This window comes from Niabella aurantiaca DSM 17617, from assembly GCF_000374125.1.
Taxonomy (GTDB): domain Bacteria; phylum Bacteroidota; class Bacteroidia; order Chitinophagales; family Chitinophagaceae; genus Niabella; species Niabella aurantiaca.
The window spans coordinates 530,945-549,903 of record NZ_KB893625.1 but is presented as its reverse complement, the minus strand read 5'-3'; the positions used below and the strand labels follow the sequence as shown (position 1 = coordinate 549,903).

The following is an 18,959-nucleotide window of genomic DNA, read 5'->3' as shown; positions in this document are numbered from 1 at the left end:
TCATCACGTCTGTCCCGGTCCATTACAGAGATGGATCTTTCATTTTCCGGCCGGTCTGAATGGCATCTGCAATCATTTGCAACCGTTCCTCTGCCGGGCAGATCTCCATATCGCTGCTGACAACGGCAATAAAGTTCGGGAATTTATAAATGTGATGCGGTCTCCTGCAAAAATCAAGGGTCTGCCCCTTCTGAAAAATGGTTAAATCCGAAAAAAATGGTAGATTCAGGAAAGCGACTTCCGGAACGCTGATGGCGACCGGCGGATATGTTTTTTAAAATACTTTACAAAATAAGAAGGATCGTCGAAGCCCAGCCGGTAACCGATCTGGTTTATATTCAGTCCCGAATGCAGCAGTAACCGCTGGGCCTCCAGAGTGATCCGCTCCTGTATCATCTGCGACGGTGTTTTGTTCAGGATCTGGCGGGTAAGATCCGATAAGGTGCGGGCAGAAATATGTAACAGGCCTGCATACCCCGACACCGTAAGCCCCTTTGTATAGTGCTGATCCACCAGGTTTACAAAATGATTCAGCAGTCGTCTTTTTTCATCGGGCATAAAGGAAGTGTTGCCGGCCCTTTTCTCAAATTCATTTTTACTGCGCTGCGCCTGTATCAGAAGCGCTTTCAGGTATATGCTCAATAACGCTTCGCGGGCAAAGGTCCCTTCATTGTTCAGCTCTGTTTTTATCAGCTGAAGATATGCTTCCAGCAGCATTGCTGTTCCTTTATCAACGGGGCAAAAAGGCGCCTGATACGGATTGCCAAACAGGTCAAGCCCTGCCGGAAAACCAACCCCACCGTCTTTACTTCCCACGAACAACTCGTTAAAATGGATCAGCACGCCTTCATAATCCGTTCGCTGATCAAAATAATGTACCTGGTCCCGGGCGATAAAAAAAAGCAGGCTTCCCTGCACGCGGTGTCCTTTAAAATCAACAAAGTGTATCCCTGAGCCTTTCTTAAACCAGATGACCTGGTAAAAACTATGAATATGCGGCCTGGTCGTATCCTTTTGATGTTCCGTCAGATAACTGCGAAGATCGTGTATGGCCAGCTGTGGCTGATCGGGCCGGTGCTGGTTCAGGTGATACTCTGTAATGACCCGGTCTTTTTTCTTTACCATAATTGAAGCGGTGGCGATCGCATCCGAAAGAGATCCTGCTGTTCTTCCTGTTTACCACGGCAGGTACACGGCCTGCCCGGATCCTTTTGCCATTCCGCCGCTAAAATACGAAATACCGCCGGGCAAAACCGCCCTGCAAATACCGCATATTTGTGATTGCGCATAATTACCATGATTTTTCCGATATCTACCATTGGCCTTTTACATCCCCGCGGCAACTTTGCACGATGGAAAAGGGAGAAAAAATCATCATTGCAGGGGGCGGACTGGGTGGGCTTACCCTGGCCTGGTTATTATTTCAAAAGGGGATCCCTGCAACGGTTTTAGAAGCTTCATCAAGACTGGGCGGCAGAATACAAACTATAAAAGGGAATTTGGATACGCCGTTGGAACTGGGAGCTACCTGGTTCTCGGATCTGCACCCAAACCTGTTGTGGCTGCTCAACAACCTGGGTCTGAAAAAGTACCCGCAATATTCGGAGGGCATCTCGCTGTTTGAGACCCGGTCATTTGAACCTCCGCAACATTTTTTTGTACCCGCATCTGAAAGCCCTTCTTACAGGATCGCAGGAGGAACGGGGGCGCTGATCGCGGCGCTGCTGCAAGGGCTTCCGGCGGAAAACATAGTCACCAACGCGCCCGTTACCGCCATTACCGCATCGGGCCATGAGCTTTTCGTCAAAACTGCCGATGGCGGGATGCGCGCAGCAGGCAACATTGTTGTTTGTATGCCGCCGCAACTGGCCGCATCAAAAATAAAATTCACCCCCGCGCTACCCGAAGCGGTGCAGCGCGTCTTACCGGAAGTACAAACCTGGATGGCCGGCGCCCTAAAATTCACACTGGAATATACCGAACCATTCTGGAGAACCGAAGGCTATTCCGGTATGCTGTACAGTCATGCAGGCATCATTACCGAAATGTACGACCATACCAATTTTGAAGAGGATAAATTTGGTTTTACCGGGTTTTTAAACAGTAGTGCCGCCGCCTATCCCCAGGCGATCAGAAAGGAACTGGTGCTGCAGCAACTGGAACCATTGCTGGGACAAAACGTGCAAAGACCTGCCGGTTATTTTGATAAGGTATGGGCGGATGCGTTCGTCCTGCAGGGAAACCCCGTTTTTCAACGTCCCCATCATCATAACGGCCATCCGTTATTGCAGCTTCCCTATATGGAAGAACGGCTGTTTTTTTGCGGAACAGAAACCGCCACGGCGTTTGCGGGGTATATGGAAGGTGCGGTCATTGCTGCAAAAAGGCTGGCAGCGCAATTGACGTAAGGTTGCAGCCGGATCAGGATGCGTTGCGTTTCTTGTGTACGATCACAAAACCGGGCGCTGCACAGGACAAACGCATCAACCGGCATGCTTTACGATCCTGCCGTATTCAATTACTGCTGATTAATGGCTGCACGTTGGTAATCCAACCAGATCATCGCTCTATGCGATAAAAAAATACATTTGCACCGTCAATAATGATTTTTATAAACCGGATCTCATAACGCCGTCTGTTGTATGTGCATAAAAAAGAAAGACCATCATCGCAGCATCCGTTTGCAAAACCTGAAGGAGGTGGCCTGCTCCAGCCTGAAACTGGGAACGATCGGCTTTGGAGGCATCGCCGGAATGGCGGCTACGATCGAAAATGAAATGGTGGTCAGGCGCAAATGGATCGACCACCAGCATTTCATGGATGTTTTAAGCACCTCTTATATCATCCCAGGCCCCAATGCGGTAGAAATCATGATGCACTGTGGCAAGGAGCGTGCAGGACGGCCGGGACTGATCATCGCAGGTATTTGCTACATCTTTCCGGCGATGCTGATCTGCCTGCTGTTCGGGTATTGGTACCAACGGTACAGCGCGCTACCCAACGTTCAGCACTTTATTTTCGGTATCCGGCCGGCCACCACTGCGCTGGTTGTAGGAACGGTGATCCGGCTTTCCAAAAACACATTTGCCGGCAACAGGACACTCCTGCTTCTTTGTTTGCTGGTGTTTGCGGCATCGCTTTGCGGCATCAATGAAGTATTGCTGATCCTTGCAGCGGGGGCGCTGAATTACTTTATCCACCGCCCTAAAGACCGGTCTTTTTCATTTGCAGCCTTACCGCTCAGCCCCTTTCTTCTCCGGCTTGGGGATGCCTATTCCTGCGAGAAGCTCTTTTTTATTTTCCTGAAGATCGGCGCAGTCCTTTATGGAAGCGGGTATGTATTGTTTGCCTATATGGATGAATCCATTGTCCGAAAACATCATTGGTTAACGCACCAGCAGCTGATGGACGCCATTGCCGTTGGACAGATCACGCCGGGACCGATCCTGTCCAGCGCTACTTTCGCAGGATACCTGGTCCATGGGGTAGCGGGCGGCCTGTGGGCCACTGCCGGCATCTTCCTGCCCTCTTTCTTCATTTCCTTCTTTCTTCACAAGTTAATTTCGTCGGCCCGGAAAAGCCAGCGGCTCCGGGTTTTCCTGGATGGATTAAGCGCTGCTTCGGTTTCGATCATTGCCGTAGTAGGACTGCATCTGCTGGGCGCCTCCCTCGAAACCTGGCGCGGCGCGGTGGTCCTGGCGCTCTGCCTCGCATTGACGCTCTTTATGAAAAGATTAAGCACGGTTTATATTATTGTTATCGGCAGCGTCGCCGGGTTCTTACTACAGCAGTGATAACAGAGGCCCTGTTCTGAAAACGAATAAACCCTCCCTGCTTTTTATTGCCAATAGCAGGGAGGGCAAAAAGCCCGGAGGCTTCTTATCACTCCGGATCATCCGTCGTTTGTAAGGTACAGCCCGTGCAATCATTCGCCTTGAGGTGCGGACCATATTGAATATTCCGGAACGTGTTGTTATCAAACACCACATTCTCCGTATGCTGGATATAGCCTGCGTATTTGGAATGATGGATGGTATTGTATTGAACCGTAATATCTTTAATAACCGCTGTTGTTGTGAGCTTGGCATTCATTTCAATGCCATTGCCGGCGTTGTATCCGAACTCACAATTTGTGATGGTAATATTCTGTGCCGTGTCCTTATCGGGCTCGATGTCGATGCCGTCCTGTGGTGCGGTACCGGCCGTATTCAGAAAGGCACAGGAGTCAATGACCAGCCCGTTCACCCGGAATATACTCATTCCCTGCCGGCGGTTCCCGTCACAAACAACACGTTTTAAGGTTACATTCGTGCTTGCTGCGGTCGGAGAACCGCTTACGATCATACCATCGCCCCAGCATTTGGTAATGTGGGTACGTGTTACCTTAACATTATTGCTTCCCTTGATCGCTATACCATACCCCTGCTCACATTTACCGGGACAGGTACCGCCCAGGTGAATATCACGCTCACCGATAATCATTCCACCCATAATCTTTACGGCATGCGCAGTATCAACCAGGATCACATGATATTTGCCGGAATAGGTAGGCTTCGCGATCAGCTTGCGCGTGGTGTCGTACATATACAGCGTTACATTGCTCTTCATCTTTATTGATGTGTCCACATCAATATAGTATTTTCCGGTTCTTACCCGTACCACCCCGCCACCCAGGCCGGCCATGGAATCGATGGCTTTTTGAAAGGCCCAGGTGTCATTGAGGGTGTCCGAGCCGATAGCCCCTACATCATTGACCCAGATCTCGGGGATCAGCAGGTCCGGCTGCGGGCCCTCATCCACGGTTCCCGGGCGGGAGCATGCCATTAAAAAGGCAGCGGCACAAAAGCTCAGCACTATATATCCCATAGCGCTGAACCGGTTGTTCATTTTTTTCATACTTGTATGTTTAAATTTTAATGAATACGGTTGCTGTCTGACAACTTCATTTCCCAATGACAGATATGCTACTATTTTGAGGATCAATCTTTCTCTGGTCGTGCCGCCCCGATGACGATCGGAATTATTTCGGCGTCTTTTGAATGATTCCATCGGATCCTGAAACAAGTTCAGGATGACCGTAACCGTATATGTCATTATTACATTGATTTTGCAGCCAAAAGGAACTACTTAAGTTGACAGTCGCCGCGCCTGCATAAGCCAGCGGACCAGGGCCGGATCCCGACTGTTAAAACGGATAGAAAGCGTTGCCCGCGGCATATAGCTCCCCCGCAGGGTTTCTTCCCTTTTTTGCAAAAGGGAAGAAACAACCTTGTCATGCTCCATTACCACGGGGTTGCACCATCCGCCCCGTCAGCTATACCTTACCATGTATTTTTGTATAAATGATCTGCCTTTTTATGTTTTATGGGCTTTAACGGGATGTATAAACCCCGGGAGCTGTCGAGCCAGTTCCACAGATCCGTATTCAGCTTTTTTGCCAGGTCCTGCAAACCCGGATCCCGGATCAGATTATTGACCTCATAAGGATCTTTTTGAATATCATAAAGCTGGTCAATGTCCCAGACACCCTGGCTCCGGATGAACTTGTACGCATCCGTACGGACCGCGTACTGGGTGGGCGTTTGCGGGAATTCGTTCTCCCAGTAATATTCGTAAAATATCTTATCGCGCCAATGTACCGGCTTTCCCTGGAGCAACGGTACAAACGAAGCACCCTGCATCTGCGCCGGCTCGCGGATGCCGGCCAGTTCCAGGATGGTGGGGCCAATATCGATGTTCAATACCATCTGTTTTATTTTTGTGCCGGGCGCTATCAGGCCCGGGCAGCGCGCCAGCAGCGGCACGCGCATCGATTCTTCATAGGCCGTCCGTTTATCGATGAGCCCATGCTCTCCAAATGCAAAACCGTTATCGCCCATATAGATCACCAAAGTCTCTTTATCCAGGCCATTCGCTTTTAAATAATCCAGCACTTCACCAATGCTTTTGTCAACCCCCATCAGCGTTTCCAGGTAATCCTGGTAAAACTGATCAAAGTCTGTCTGGCCATGGTACATATAATCCACCCCGTGCCAGCTGTAACGCTGTGCCCTCACCCATTGCGGTATATCTTTATAATTAAAAATGGTGCCCGCAGTGTCCGGCATGATGCCTTTGGAAAACTTTTTGCTCGCCGCAGTGGTAGTGCTGAACATCGATACCGGGTAGGCAGGGCGCAGGTTACGGTACCGTCCCCTGTCGCGCGCCGCCGGCAGGAATGTTGAATGAACCGCCTTGTGCGAGAGGTAAAGAAAGAAGGGCTTTTGCTGATCCCTTTTTTTCAGCCAGTCAAGCGCCAGATCCGTTAATACATCGGTAACATAACTGCTGTCTTTATACTGCACATGTTTTCCATCGATGTTCAACAGCGGATTGTAGTATTTCCCCTGTCCGCGAAAACTTACCCAATGGTCAAACCCGGGTCTGGGATCATCATTATCCCCGCCCATATGCCATTTTCCAAAAAAGGAGGTCTGGTAACCCTGCTCCTGGAGGTATTGCGGAAAAAAGATCAGGCTTTTGGGTGCCGGGGCCGCATTGTCCACTACCGTATGGGTGTGGGCGTACTGCCCGGTAAGGATGGAGGCCCGGCTGGGAGAACAAAGGGCGGTCGTTGCAAAAGCATTCTGAAACTGCGCGCCATCGCCGGCCAGCTTGTCCATATTGGGCGTTTTCAAACCCGGAACCTTCCCGGTAAAACCCATAAAATCATACCGGTGATCATCCGAAAGAATAAAAATAATATTCCTCGGCTTTACGTTGGCTATTGTCTTATAAGGGAGCCTCCGGGCGCCCTGGGCATTTAGTAATCCGGGTAAAGCAAGGCTACAGATCCCCGCAGTAAAAACAATAGTTTTTACAATACCCGTTCTTTTTTTTCTCTTTTTATAATGCATATAGCTCATTATTTTTAACCATTCAATCCTGTTTTTTAATCTCCCGGAACAATGGCCAACCGGCTCATCTCACGATTGGTCAGTGCCCGGTCAAATACCGCCAGGCCGCCTATCAATCCTTTAAAAAAGTTGCCCGCTCCGCCGGTCAGCTGAACCGACCCCACGGTAAATTCGGAACCGTTATCCCCGATCCCATCTGGGAAATAATAGGGATTTTTAACCTGTATCAGTCCGTCCGGATACCCTTCAAATCCCCGGGTATGGCGGATCTGCTCCGGCCCGCGGCGTTCGAATACCCCGTTTAAATAAGACCGGATGTATTTGCCATCATAGGTAAACGCCACGCAGCTCCACTCCGCCTTGGGCACCAGCTGCTTGCTTGCCGAATATTCAATACAATATGGGAACGGAGGGGTCGCTTTTCCCGTTTTGGAAATATGGCCGCAGACCTGGTTGCCCCCATTGTAATGCGGCAGGTTTACAAACAATCCGTATTGCCTTTTGCCGCCATCGAGGTATTCATTCCACATGCCAGCCACAAAGCCGACGCCTGACCCCGACCATTTTACCCAGGCGATCACCGTAACCGCGTTATTCCGCACATTGAGCGCGCCGGTTGCTGTATAAGGGATCGATAAATAACGGACACCGTTTAACGCGATGGCGTATCCTGACAAAGGACCTTCCGGTACTCTTTGGATGCTGCCGCCCCGTTCTTTCAGGCGGAACTTTTTCCTGCCGGAAGAAACCCGGTCATGCCCCGCTTTTTCCTTAAAATCCCACAGGGCAATAAGGCCGGGACAATTCTCAAGATCCGCCCGCAATACACGGTCCGTTACACGCTGCCCGGATATGTGGATAGCGCCTGTAAAGAACAAGGCTGCAACAATGGCCGCTGCCCGGATCCCTATTATCGAAGTGCTGATCGTTCTCATTATTTAAGGCTCCATTAAAAATCATTTTATTTTCCCCATCCAAACCCGCCGCAGACCTTATTTTCCGGCCAGTGAAGACATCATAGCCTTCAACTTATGGCCCAAGCCCACGGCTCTTTGCTCCGTGTTATCCTTCTATACCGCGAACTGAAGTTCACTGTTGATAGTTGGTCGAGTCGATGTCTCTTACCCCTTCGAACGCAACACACAAGGCCATCGGTCTGATCCTTCTTTCAATTCCCGAATTCATTCCGGAGATAGAACCCGCTAATACCATACAGAGTGCCGTAGGCACGGTACATCTCAGGCAGACGGATCAATGTCGTAAGCTTTGCGTTTCGCTTAAGTTGACGGTTATGGCAGCGGCACCGACCGGAGCTGTAATAACGGCCCCTGCTCCTGCTGCTTTGTTCCCGTACTTAAACATCCCCATTCCATCTCCCTGCTGTTTTATTTCCAGAGCGCGTTTTGCTCCATCGCCCTGTTCAGGGTTAACTCGTTCAAAGGGATCGGGAACCACTTATGTTTTTCAGCCACATTGGTATAGGCTTTTACCGCGTATTTCAATGATCCGGGCATGGTGGCTGTCATGTCCGCTTCGATCTCCTTCATGCGCGGTATAAAGATTCCCCAACGGATCAGGTCTGCCTTTCTCAGTCCTTCAAAGCAAAGCTCCCGGGCGCGTTCATCCCGGATAAGGTCCCGGAAGGAATCCTGGTCCAGCCCTGCCACATCTACAGTGCCGGTAGCAATGCTTGCGGTACCGGTGGCTTTCAGACCGGCATACCGGAAAACAGCTCCGGTAATGGCCGGATCGGAGTCGCCCGATTTTTGCGTGGGCGGAGTTGTTGTGGAGCTCCCGGGAGTGGTTACCGTGTACAGGTTATTGCCGTTAAATACCTGTACTCCTGCCTGGTAAGCCGTATTAGCCTGCCAGGGTTCACCAATGGTCACAGAAGGAATGCCCGTGTAGCCCGTCCCGGGATCGGTAATGCCCACACCCGTTACCTTACCCGTATTGGGCGATACCGATGCGATCGCTTTGGCCCCGGTACCTCCGCCCCCCGAGAGGGTTACGGGCAGTACAGTAACTGTTTTGAGATACCCCGTATTGCCTGCTGCAGCAAGATCGATCCTGCTGACCACTGAAACGGAAGCGGCCGGCGCATTGGGCGACAATCCATAAGCACGCCTCCGCAAGGCATTTACGGCATTGTAGGCCTCCGCCGTGGGCCCGTTCAACTCATTGTCGGCTTCGGCAAACATCAGCAGCACATCCGCATACCGGATCACCGGAAAATTGGTGGGACTGTACTCCGTATTCAGGGGCAGCACGGTTTCGTATTCCCGGCGCCATTTGCCTTCGGTGCGCGTATAGATATCTGTGGGTGGCATGATCGCCCGCACCGTTCCCTTATTGCCCACCAAACTATATGGTGCTATCGCCCAGTCCCTTCTCCGATCGCCGGGCTGAAACAACCGGTACAGGTAAGCGGTTGCACCGCAATAGCCATAGGAATACCCTACATCCTTATCCGTATTTCTTACCCCCATGTAAATAGACCAGCGCCCGCCCAGCCGTTCGGTGCCCATATTGTTGCCATAAAAATCGATCTCCCATAACACTTCTTTATGGGCATTGTCGAAAATATCGGCAGACTCGTTGATAAAGACCTGCTGATAATCGGGGTTCAGATTATGCACATGCGTCTGGATCACACTGTCGGCCCAGGCCCTGGCTTCGGCATACTTAGCAATATCTTTTAACGGCTCTCCCGCCATTTTCAGGTATACCCTGGCCAGCATTGCCTGGATGGCGGTCTTTGAGATATGGACCGGTGTGCCATTGGTGGTATAGTCGTTTACCAGCGGCAGTGCCTCTTTCATATCCTTTATCACCTGCTCATATATATCCCTGGAAGGACTTGCCGGGTTGTTCACCTTCCGGCTGTCCACGGTGGGCTCTAAAAGCAGGGGCACGTCTCCCCACAGGCTCACCAGGTGAAAATACATAAAGGCCCTCAGGAACAGCGCTTCGCCCCTGATCACATTTCTTCTGCCTTCATCCATCTCCGGCTTATTGATATTGGCCAGCAGGTTGTTGGCCCGGTTGATCCCATCATAAAGATTGTTCCAGGTATTATTGATCTTGGGTTCTGATTCCAGAATATTATAATTCGCGGGGTGCGGAACGGCGGTATTCAGTTTATAAAACCCTTCATCGGTTCCGGTCACCTCGTAAAAAGACATAAACAAGCCATAGGTGGCCACGGTAGTCAATGAGCTGTACACCCCTGCCAGCGCTTCATTCAGCTGTTGTTCGGTATTGTAATACTCTTCGGGTACAAAAAAATCTGTCGGTTTGGTGTCCAGGAATTTCTTGCAGGAAGGAACGCCTGCAAGAAGAAGTATGAGCACCGCTATCATCGTTCTATTCATAACGTAATTTTAAAATGAAACATTTAACCCAAATGTTATTGTCCGGGCGTAGGGATACACGGAGTAATCAAAGGCCGGGCGTAGGGCTGAGCTGCCAAATTTTGAAACTTCGGGATCGAACCCTTCATACTTCGTCCAGGTGTAGAGGTTCTGCGCCGACACATACAGCCGGCATGCGCTCAGGTTCATTTTGCGGATCAGCTGGGGTGAAAAATTATATCCCAGCTGCACCGTTTTGAGTTTTAAATAAGACCCGTCCTCTACCAGCCGGCTGGAGTAGGTAAGATTATCCGGCCCGCCGCCACCTGCCCTGAAATATTTGTTGCCCGGATTGTCGATCGTCCAACGGTCTGCATAGGAAGCGTACATATTCTGACCGTTATTATATCCCCCTCCCTCAAAAATAATACGGTTTGCGTTGAATACATCACCTCCCACGGAAAAGTTAAAGAATATATTGAGGTCGAAATTCTTGTACGACAGGTTATTGGAGAAACCCCCTGTAAAGTCAGGGTTCGGATCACCGATCACCGTAGCATCATCCGCATTGATCACACCATCCCCGTTCGTGTCTTTGTACCGGATATTTCCCGGCTGTATAGCATTTGCAGCCCCATAGGACGGCAGGCCTGCTTTGAGTTTATAAGCCCCCGCATTGTCCTGGTCAAAATCGGACAGCTGGTAATTGCCTTCCCAAATATACCCGTAGAACAGTGCAATGGGTTTTCCAACTTCTGCAATGTACAACGGCACACTGGAGGTGAGGGTATTCCAGGCAGCCGTTGTTTTCCTGTCGGTTTCGCCGTCCGATAATGCCAGTACCCGGTTCCTGTTAAAGGAGATATTAAAATCCGAGCTCCAGCTAAAATCTTTTCTGACGATATTCTTTGTACCCAGTGTCAGCTCCAGCCCCTGGTTGCGTACCTTTCCTATATTCTTTAACGCTGTTGTGAAACCGATGGACCCGGGCACCGCTGCATCTAAAAGAAGGTTGGAGGTAATTTTCCTGTAAACATCTGCTGCCAGCGCGATCCGGCCTTTGAATAATTCCAGGTCCAGGCCGATATCACTTTGTGCCGTGGTTTCCCATTTGAGGTTCACATTCCCTAACTCGGAAAGTACGGCTGCGTTTTCGGGCGTATTGTTATAGCTGTAGCCCCCGGTGGGAGGAAGGATCACGCGCGACAGGTACGCAAAGTCCGACACCCTGTTGTTACCCGTTGTTCCGTAGCTGACCCTTATTTTGGCATCGGAGATGAAGCCGGCTCCTTTCATGAAAGGCTCTTCGCTCAGGCGCCAGGCAGCCGCTCCGGAAGGGAAATAGCTCCACCGGTTCTGTACGGCAAACTTTGAGGAACCATCGGCCCGTAAGGACCCTGTAAGCAAATATTTTGACCGGTAGGCATAATTCACCCTTCCCAAAAAGGAAGCAAGGGTATATTCGGAGGATGTGGAAGTAATGGAAACCGGTATGCCTTCATCGATCCCGGATATGCCCAGGCTCTCATTGGGTATATGGTTGGCGGCTGCCCCGTAACTGGATATGCGGGTGCCCTGCATCGTAAACCCGGCCAGTACATTCAGCTTGCTGGCCGCACTTAACATCCGGTCAAATGTAAGCGTATTCTCACTCACCCAGCTTGTTAAACTATTATAGATCACAGAACCGCTTACGCCGTTATCCTTGCCCGACTTGGTGAGGGGGCTTCCCAGCGGTGTCTGGGTATTATTAAAGGTCTCCCTTCTGCCTTTTGTTTTGGTGAGCCCGCCGGTGAGGCGCAATTTAAAATACCGGGCAAACGAATAATCGGCATAGGCATTGGCCGTGAGTACTTCCGATATTCTTTTGCGCCATTCGTTTTTAGCGGTTTTCAGGGGATCAAACCCACTCAAAACAGCAAGAAATTCTTCATCTTCCAGGTTCTCTTCCGCCTCATCCATATGGTTCCTTCTTACAGGCCGGAACGCCCAAACGCTGTAGAGCAGGTTGCCGGAGAAAAAACCATTTCCCCCCAGGGATGGACTGGTGCCAAACTGGTTGAGGTAACTGTAATTAACATTGATACCGGTATTGAGGTGCTTATTCACTTTCTGATCCAGCCTTAAACGGCCCTGGTACCGGTCGTAGCCCGAATTGACAATAATACCATCCTGGTTGAATGCCGAAACGGAAACACTGTACTTAGTGGCATTGGAGCCGCCCATTAAAGAAAGAAAATAGTTCCGGAAAGGCCGGGCGCCCAGCAGGGAATCCTGCAGGTCAATACCTTTTATATTGCGGTAATCTTCGATGGTCTTACCCTCCGTGAGATACGTAGAATCTGCATAAGCGGGGTTCCGTTCGGAAACATATTTTATGTACTCATAAGGGCTCATCAATTCCATTGTTTTGGTGTATTGCTGAAACCCGTAATACGCATTGAAATTAACGACCGGCTTCCCGATCTTTCCCTTTTTGGTAGTGATCAGGATCACACCGTTGGCGGCCCGGGCACCATAGATAGCGGTGGACGAAGCGTCTTTGAGCACTTCGATCGATTCGATCTCCGCGGGATTGATCGCGTTATTATCCGGGTTTTCCATCGGGAAGCCATCCACTACGTAGAGGGGGGAATTGTCCTGGGTAAGGGAATTATTTCCCCGGATCACGATGTTGACCGATGCGCCCGGCTGGCCATCATCCGAGCTGGCGGTAACACCAGCCACACGCCCGGCAAGCGCTTCCTCAAAGGACCGGACCGGCGCTTTTTGAAGATCGGCCATCTTAACGGAACCCACGGACCCCGTCAGATCCTTCCGCCGGGTTTCTCCGTACCCGATCACCACTACTTCATTCAGCTGGCTTTCGGTTGCCGTTAAGGATACATTGATCACCGTCCGGCTGCCCGGCACAACTTCCTGCATTTCAAAACCGGTAAATGAAAAGACCAGCGTTCCCCCTCCCTGCGGAACCTGTATGCTGTAGGCGCCGGCGGCATCCGTATGGGTACCGATAGCCGTGCCCTTAAGGATAACCGTTGCGCCGGCAAGCGGTTGCTGACCTGCTGCCGATGTCACTTTCCCGCTGATCACTGCCTGTGCCATGCTCTTTTTGACACAAAACAGGGAAAGAAGCAGGACGATTAAGATAAAAGATTTTCTGTTCATTGCAATTGGTTTGATCGCCGATCGGCTTTTGTTTTTTATCATTCAGATTTTCTGTTTTTGTTTTCCGCCGGAAGCATCAATGAGGAACCACTGCTGCCGGCCTCACGTTCCTGCCTTTCCGGTGGGTGATGTTATCGCCTAAATCGGCCCGCGCTTCTTCTGCATATTGCAGCATCTTCTCTTTTATTTCGGGATATTGATCCTGTACATCATATACGGTACCCGGATCATGCACCAGGTCGTACAGGGCCATCGGCACATCCACCACCGGCGTTGGCCCGCGGTCGCCATCCTTGCCATGAGGTACCTGGTAGGTCCGGGATTTATGCGGCAGCACCAGCTCCCAGTTCTTATACCGGATCAGCTTTAAGTTATTCACATCAAAATACACATAGAAGACCTCCCTTGGGGTAACCGGTGATTTACCGGTAAGCAGGGGCAGGAAATTCAGCCCGTCGATCTTTTTCTCCGGCAGCACCGAACCGGTGGCTGCCATCACAGTAGGCAAAATATCCATATTGGTCAGTAGCTGGTTGCAGATGCTGCCCGCTGCTACCTTGCCCGGCCAGCGGATGAAACAAGGCACCCGGGTACCCCCATCCCAGGCCGTGCCCTTGCCTTCGCGCAGGCCGCCCGACGACCCGGCATTGTTACCAAAGCAAAGCCAGGGGCCATTGTCGCTGGTAACGATCAGCAAGGTATTTTTTGCCAGGCCGGTCCGTTCCAGCACCTCCATTACCTGGCCAACCGACCAATCAATTTCGCTGATGACATCGCCAAACAAGCCGGCCTCCGTTTTGCCTTTAAACTTTGCCGATACGGCAATGGGAGCATGCGGCATGGGATGCGCCAGGTAAAGGAAGAAGGGTTTATTTTTCGCTTTCTCAATAAACTGCACCGCTTTTTGGGTCAGCACCGTAGTCAGCGCCGACTGATCTTCCAGCGTGCGGATGGTCCCTACCTGTTTATCGCCTTCCAGTACTGGAAGCGGGGGAAACCGGTGACGCATATCGGAAGTATCGGTCACCGGTCTTCCTTTATAGTCTACCGGCCACATATCATTGGAATAAGGCAGTCCGTAAAAATAATCGAACCCGTAATGAATGGGAAAGAACGGGGCTTTATTGCCCAGGTGCCACTTACCCAGCATACAGGTGGCATACCCGTTTTTTTTCAACAGGCTGGCAATGGTTTCTTCAGCGGGATTGAGCGCCCTGTTATTCCAGGGCATGATGGCGCCGCCGCCCATGCTGATCCGGCTTGGATAACACCCGGTAAGCAAGGCCGCCCGGGAAGGACTGCAGACACCCTGGGCTGCATGAAAATGGGTAAACCGCATCCCTTCATTTGCCAGGCGGTCAAAATTGGGCGTGGTATAGCCCGTGGCCCCATACGGGTCTGTATCCCCATACCCCATATCGTCCATATTGATGATGATGACATTGGGTTTACCTCCCTTCCGGGACTGCTGCTGTGCCTGTATCTGCCCAGCTGTTATACAAATTGTAAAAATCAACAGTGTGTATCTTATCATGATCCTCTTTTTTTCTTTTCAATGCCTGTAAGCTCGGCAACCGGGTGCTTCCACCCCAGCGGCCGGTCTATAGCCGCGTCCGTAACACCATAGCCCCTGAAAAAAGGCAGGGTTTCCCGCGTATCTATCTGGCCGGTGTTCCGGATCTCTATCCCGTTTACATCCACAGCGATCACCGGTATGCGCGGATCCGGATCTTCTGACCGGAGCATCAGCCCGTTGACCTGGATGTTTTTTACATGCCGGATGAACAGGCCGGATGAAGGCAGCTCCTCCCACACCGTAGGTTGCGGATATCCTTTTTCATCTTCCGGCACCTTTGCAGCATCCCCGATAAAGCCACCTGCTCTTAGCCCTCCTTTGTTATGGAACTGTATATTGGAGAGCGATACATTTTCAACATAGTACCCCGGAATCGCCGTAATGGATGAGGAATAATTGCCGGTATTGTACGCCACAACATTGCTGATCACAATATTGCGCATCCTACCCACCGGCGGCTGTGGTGCCTCTTCTATATGCTTCCGCGCCCGGTTTCCCAACCGGATGTACAGGGGGCACTGTACGCCTTCGATCGTTATATTACTGATGCTGATGCCTTCCATTACGCCGCCATCCACCAACTCCAGCGACAGGCCGGCTATCCCCCCGGGCATGCCAAATATCGGCGCGTTATGCCGGCTTGGTTTTATGATACAGTTGGAGATGGAGATATTCCTGAATCCCCCGGTTGATTCGGTACCGGCTTTTATGGCATTGCAGAAGCTTGAAACAATACAGTTGGTGATCACCACATCTTCACACGCGGCCGGCCCGGTGCTTTTCAATACAACGGCATCATCATCAGTATCAAAAACCGAATTGGAAAGCGTGAACCTCCGGCATCCGTCGATGTCGATGCCGTCATTATTCCGGTTGGCATGGTTGTACACGTTTACCTGGTTCACCAGTACATCTTCACAATCCAGGTAATGCTGGTTCCAGATACCGGAATGCAGCATCCTTATGCCTTCTACTTTTACCCTGCGGCAGGAGATCAACAGGATATTACGGGGCCGGCCATCCAGATCGCTTTTTACTTTTGCATCCGGGCCCGGCTCCTGCTTTGCACCGTTGCCATCAATCGTGCCGGTGCCGGTAATGGCAATATCGGATGCTTCATTGGCATAGATCAGCGCCCGCCATCCTCCTGCATCCTTTTGTGAGCGGTAGGCCGGGCGCGGCTGCAGCGGAAAATCTTCCCGGTTAGTGCCGGCCAGCAGTACAGCGCCGCTTTCGAGGTGCAACTCCACATGATCCTTCAGGATCAGGGTACCGGATTTAAATACCCCGGCGGGGATGATCACCCGGCCACCCCCATTTTTATAACAGGCACTAATCGCCTTGTTGATGGCAACCGTATTTATAAACCCGCCCCCGCTCCGGGCGCCAAAATCGGTGATCAAAAAATCTTTTGCTCCTGCGGCCTTCGCAGCCAGGCAAATGCCCAAACACCACAACATTTTTTTTAACGCAGTTATCATTCTATCTTAAACTTTAAAATCCGATAATACTTTTTTGCCCGTCTGTACGGCAGGCCCGCTATTCATCACCGCCAAAATAACCGGCATCCCAGAAACGATACCTTGGCAGCGCGTTCATCTTTAAACGCTTTTTAAAATCGCGGAAATCTCTATGGCCCTGTTCCGACCACAACACTTCGCTTAATGCAGTCATTCTTGGAAAGATCATATACTCCGCCGTGCTCGGATACCGGATATACTCCGTCCACAGGTTTCCCTGTGCCCCTAATACAGCATCCGCGCTATCCAGCCCGTTCATTTTTTTGGGAACCGGCTCATACGCATACACCGCTTCCAGGCTGTTATATCCGAATATGGCAAGGGTGTCTTTTCGTTTCGACTGATAGCAGTTAAAATACAGCGGTGCGATGGGCGTCATGATCATTTTATGCCTTCCCGGCCCGGTTTTCTTTTTTTTCTCCTGCCAGTTCATCACAACAAGCGATGTATCGTTCACACCCGCCGCCGCCTCTTCCCAGCCCATGGCTTTTTTGCCTCTGGCCTTAAGATAACAGACCACCTGCTTTACAAAATATGCCTGAAGCCCCGCCTCATCTTTTAAACCATGCGCCCTGATAAAAGCCTGAGTAGCGCTGTCTGCCTGCCACCATTTTTTACTGCATTCATCACCCCCTATGTGGATATATGGTGCCGGAAAAAGGGCGGCCACCTCGTTAAAGACCTGCTTCAAGAACCGGAATGTGGCCGGAGTGGGCGCCAGAACATTGTTCAGCCGGTTGAAGGTGCCCCATTCGGTGGCAACGGTCCAGCTGCTGTCCGGGCCGGTACTCAGCTCCGGGTAGGCCGCAATGGCTGCCCGGCAATGACCGGGCACATCAATTTCCGGAATGACGGTAATGCCCCGGACGCCTGCATAGCGCACGATTTCCCGTACCTGCTCCTGCGTATAATACCCGCCGTACCGCCTGCCATCATACCGCGCAGGCCGGTCCTTGCTGTGTCCCAGGAGGGTTGAATCGCGCCATGCCCCTATTTGTGTCAGCCTGGGATAGCTTTTGATTTCAATGCGCCAGCCCTGGTCGTCGGTCAGGTGCCAGTGAAATACATTGAATTTATAGTGACATAAATAATCAATATACTTTTTGATAAAAGCCACTGAAAAAAAATGCCGGCTCACATCCAGATGCATTCCCCTGTAAGCAAAGCGGGGATGGTCCGTAACCGTGAACAGCGGAAGCGCAATATTTCCGGCCTTTGAAAGCGGAAGCACCTGCAGCAGTGTCTGTATGCCATAGATGATGCCCGGCCGGTCATTCGCCCGGATGATCACCCCTTCTTCTGTTGCCTCCAACACGTAAGCACCGGGCATCTTATTTACAGAAGCATCCCTTTGTAACCAGATCCCGTTTTCGCCGCCCGCCGCGGCCGCGGTCTCTACGGGAAGGGCCAGGCCACATTGTTTTAAAAGCTGCTCCTTCAGGTAAACGGCCTGTTCCGCAAAGAAGGGCGCCGCATTGATTTTTGTTGCCGGTGTCAGATGAACGGCTTCCCCATTTCGTGTTCTCAGCTCCACAGGCCTTGGGATTAGATTATATAAGGTCTGTGTGGATACCGGCACAACGCCGCCGACACCCTGGGCCTTCGCAGTAAAAGAAACCGGCAGGAATAATACGACCAATAAATACAATTTGATTTTCACCATGCAACCTGTTAATAATGCTGTCTGAGCAAAACGCTGCAACAACATTCATTTATAAGACACCGGCTGAAATAAAAAGGGGGGTATTCTTATTAAATTTTATTTATAAAAAACAGATGGACCGGTATATGGTATTCCTCTGATTCCCGGGGGCAGGAACCAGGGCGGAAGATCCCGCAGCCTGAAATGTACCGTGCCTACGGCACTCCATCTCCTATTAGCTTGCCTTGTCTCCCGAATGAATTCCGGAGCTGAAACAGGGAGCAGGCCGATGGCCTTAGGGAATCTATTCGAAGGACAAGAGGCATCGCCCCGACCAACCATCAACTGCGGATTTCAGTTCGTTGTATAGGAGAGAACACAAAACAGAGAGCCATCGGCTAACGGCTATGATGCAGATACAACCAGGTCAGAAGATCCCGCAGCCTGAAATGTACCGTGCCTACGGCACTCCATCTCCTATTAGCTTGCCTTGTCTCCCGAATGAATTCCGGAGCTGAAACAGGGAGCAGGCCGATGGCCTTAGGGAATCTATTCGAAGGACAAGAGGCATCGCCCCGACCAACCATCAACTGCGGATTTCAGTTCGTTGTATAGGAGAGAACACAAAACAGAGAGCCATCGGCTAACGGCTATGATGCAGATACAACCAGGTCAGAAGATCCCGCAGCCTGAAATATACCGTGCCTATGGCTCTCCGGCTCCTATTAACTTGTCCTATCTCCGGAATGGATTCCTGAGTTGAAACAGGGAGCAGGCTGATGGCCTTATGGATTCTATTCGAAG

General features: G+C 51.0%; 11 protein-coding genes. 2 read left to right on the top strand and 9 right to left on the bottom strand.

Annotated features, from left to right (window positions below; translation table 11 throughout):
- Positions 1 to 225: 225 nt before the first annotated feature.
- Positions 226 to 1,125 carry a helix-turn-helix domain-containing protein gene (locus tag B160_RS0102245; RefSeq protein ID WP_018626230.1) on the bottom strand — a complete coding sequence of 300 codons (900 nt, stop codon included), beginning with the start codon at positions 1,123 to 1,125 and terminating at the stop codon, positions 226 to 228.
- Between the two features lie 227 nt (positions 1,126 to 1,352).
- On the opposite strand from B160_RS0102245, the gene B160_RS0102235 reads away from it, so the two are divergent.
- Positions 1,353 to 2,408 carry a flavin monoamine oxidase family protein gene (locus B160_RS0102235; protein ID WP_018626225.1) on the top strand — a complete coding sequence of 352 codons (1,056 nt, stop codon included), beginning with the start codon at positions 1,353 to 1,355 and terminating at the stop codon, positions 2,406 to 2,408.
- Between the two features lie 234 nt (positions 2,409 to 2,642).
- Positions 2,643 to 3,794 carry a chromate efflux transporter gene (chrA, locus tag B160_RS0102230; RefSeq protein WP_018626224.1) on the top strand — a complete coding sequence of 384 codons (1,152 nt, stop codon included), beginning with the start codon at positions 2,643 to 2,645 and terminating at the stop codon, positions 3,792 to 3,794.
- 88 nt (positions 3,795 to 3,882) lie between these two features.
- Here chrA and B160_RS0102225 read toward each other — a convergent pair whose 3' ends face one another.
- The 8 genes from B160_RS0102225 to B160_RS0102180 all read right to left on the bottom strand — a co-directional run bounded on the left by B160_RS0102225 (position 3,883) and on the right by B160_RS0102180 (position 18,176).
- Positions 3,883 to 4,896, bottom strand: a complete 1,014-nt coding sequence (locus tag B160_RS0102225) for a right-handed parallel beta-helix repeat-containing protein (RefSeq protein ID WP_018626223.1) — start codon at positions 4,894 to 4,896, stop codon at positions 3,883 to 3,885.
- A 425-nt stretch (positions 4,897 to 5,321) separates the two neighbouring features.
- A complete protein-coding gene (locus B160_RS0102215) occupies positions 5,322 to 6,896 on the bottom strand; it encodes a sulfatase family protein (RefSeq protein WP_157557855.1) in 1,575 nt (524 codons plus the stop codon).
- A 35-nt stretch (positions 6,897 to 6,931) separates the two neighbouring features.
- Positions 6,932 to 7,831, bottom strand: coding sequence for a LamG-like jellyroll fold domain-containing protein (locus B160_RS0102210; RefSeq protein ID WP_018626220.1), 900 nt, complete (start codon positions 7,829 to 7,831; stop codon positions 6,932 to 6,934).
- Between the two features lie 450 nt (positions 7,832 to 8,281).
- Positions 8,282 to 10,270 (bottom strand): RagB/SusD family nutrient uptake outer membrane protein, encoded by a 1,989-nt coding sequence (locus B160_RS28220; RefSeq protein WP_040679246.1) that lies wholly within the window; start codon positions 10,268 to 10,270, stop codon positions 8,282 to 8,284.
- 9 nt (positions 10,271 to 10,279) lie between these two features.
- Positions 10,280 to 13,417: a SusC/RagA family TonB-linked outer membrane protein gene (locus B160_RS0102195; RefSeq protein WP_018626215.1), complete on the bottom strand. Its 3,138-nt coding sequence runs from the start codon at positions 13,415 to 13,417 to the stop codon at positions 10,280 to 10,282.
- A 76-nt stretch (positions 13,418 to 13,493) separates the two neighbouring features.
- Entirely contained in the window at positions 13,494 to 14,951 is a 1,458-nt protein-coding gene (locus B160_RS0102190; RefSeq protein WP_018626213.1) for a sulfatase family protein, read from the bottom strand.
- Positions 14,948 to 16,453 (bottom strand): glycoside hydrolase family 28 protein, encoded by a 1,506-nt coding sequence (locus B160_RS28215; RefSeq protein ID WP_211218032.1) that lies wholly within the window; start codon positions 16,451 to 16,453, stop codon positions 14,948 to 14,950. Before B160_RS28215 ends, B160_RS0102190 begins: the two co-directional genes overlap by 4 nt.
- A 79-nt stretch (positions 16,454 to 16,532) precedes the next feature.
- Positions 16,533 to 18,176, bottom strand: a complete 1,644-nt coding sequence (locus B160_RS0102180) for a beta-N-acetylhexosaminidase (RefSeq protein ID WP_018626210.1) — start codon at positions 18,174 to 18,176, stop codon at positions 16,533 to 16,535.
- Positions 18,177 to 18,959 lie beyond the last annotated feature (783 nt).

What these genes read in the sequence shown, in the direction of transcription:
- B160_RS0102245 (WP_018626230.1), bottom strand. Translation starts at nt 1,125, where the DNA reads ATGGTAAAGAAAAAAGACCGGGTCATTACAGAGTATCACCTGAACCAG.
- B160_RS0102235 (WP_018626225.1), top strand. Translation starts at nt 1,353, where the DNA reads ATGGAAAAGGGAGAAAAAATCATCATTGCAGGGGGCGGACTGGGTGGG.
- chrA (WP_018626224.1), top strand. Translation starts at nt 2,643, where the DNA reads ATGTGCATAAAAAAGAAAGACCATCATCGCAGCATCCGTTTGCAAAAC.
- B160_RS0102225 (WP_018626223.1), bottom strand. Translation starts at nt 4,896, where the DNA reads ATGAAAAAAATGAACAACCGGTTCAGCGCTATGGGATATATAGTGCTG.
- B160_RS0102215 (WP_157557855.1), bottom strand. Translation starts at nt 6,896, where the DNA reads ATGCATTATAAAAAGAGAAAAAAAAGAACGGGTATTGTAAAAACTATT.
- B160_RS0102210 (WP_018626220.1), bottom strand. Translation starts at nt 7,831, where the DNA reads ATGAGAACGATCAGCACTTCGATAATAGGGATCCGGGCAGCGGCCATT.
- B160_RS28220 (WP_040679246.1), bottom strand. Translation starts at nt 10,270, where the DNA reads ATGAATAGAACGATGATAGCGGTGCTCATACTTCTTCTTGCAGGCGTT.
- B160_RS0102195 (WP_018626215.1), bottom strand. Translation starts at nt 13,417, where the DNA reads ATGAACAGAAAATCTTTTATCTTAATCGTCCTGCTTCTTTCCCTGTTT.
- B160_RS0102190 (WP_018626213.1), bottom strand. Translation starts at nt 14,951, where the DNA reads ATGATAAGATACACACTGTTGATTTTTACAATTTGTATAACAGCTGGG.
- B160_RS28215 (WP_211218032.1), bottom strand. Translation starts at nt 16,453, where the DNA reads ATGTTGTGGTGTTTGGGCATTTGCCTGGCTGCGAAGGCCGCAGGAGCA.
- B160_RS0102180 (WP_018626210.1), bottom strand. Translation starts at nt 18,176, where the DNA reads ATGGTGAAAATCAAATTGTATTTATTGGTCGTATTATTCCTGCCGGTT.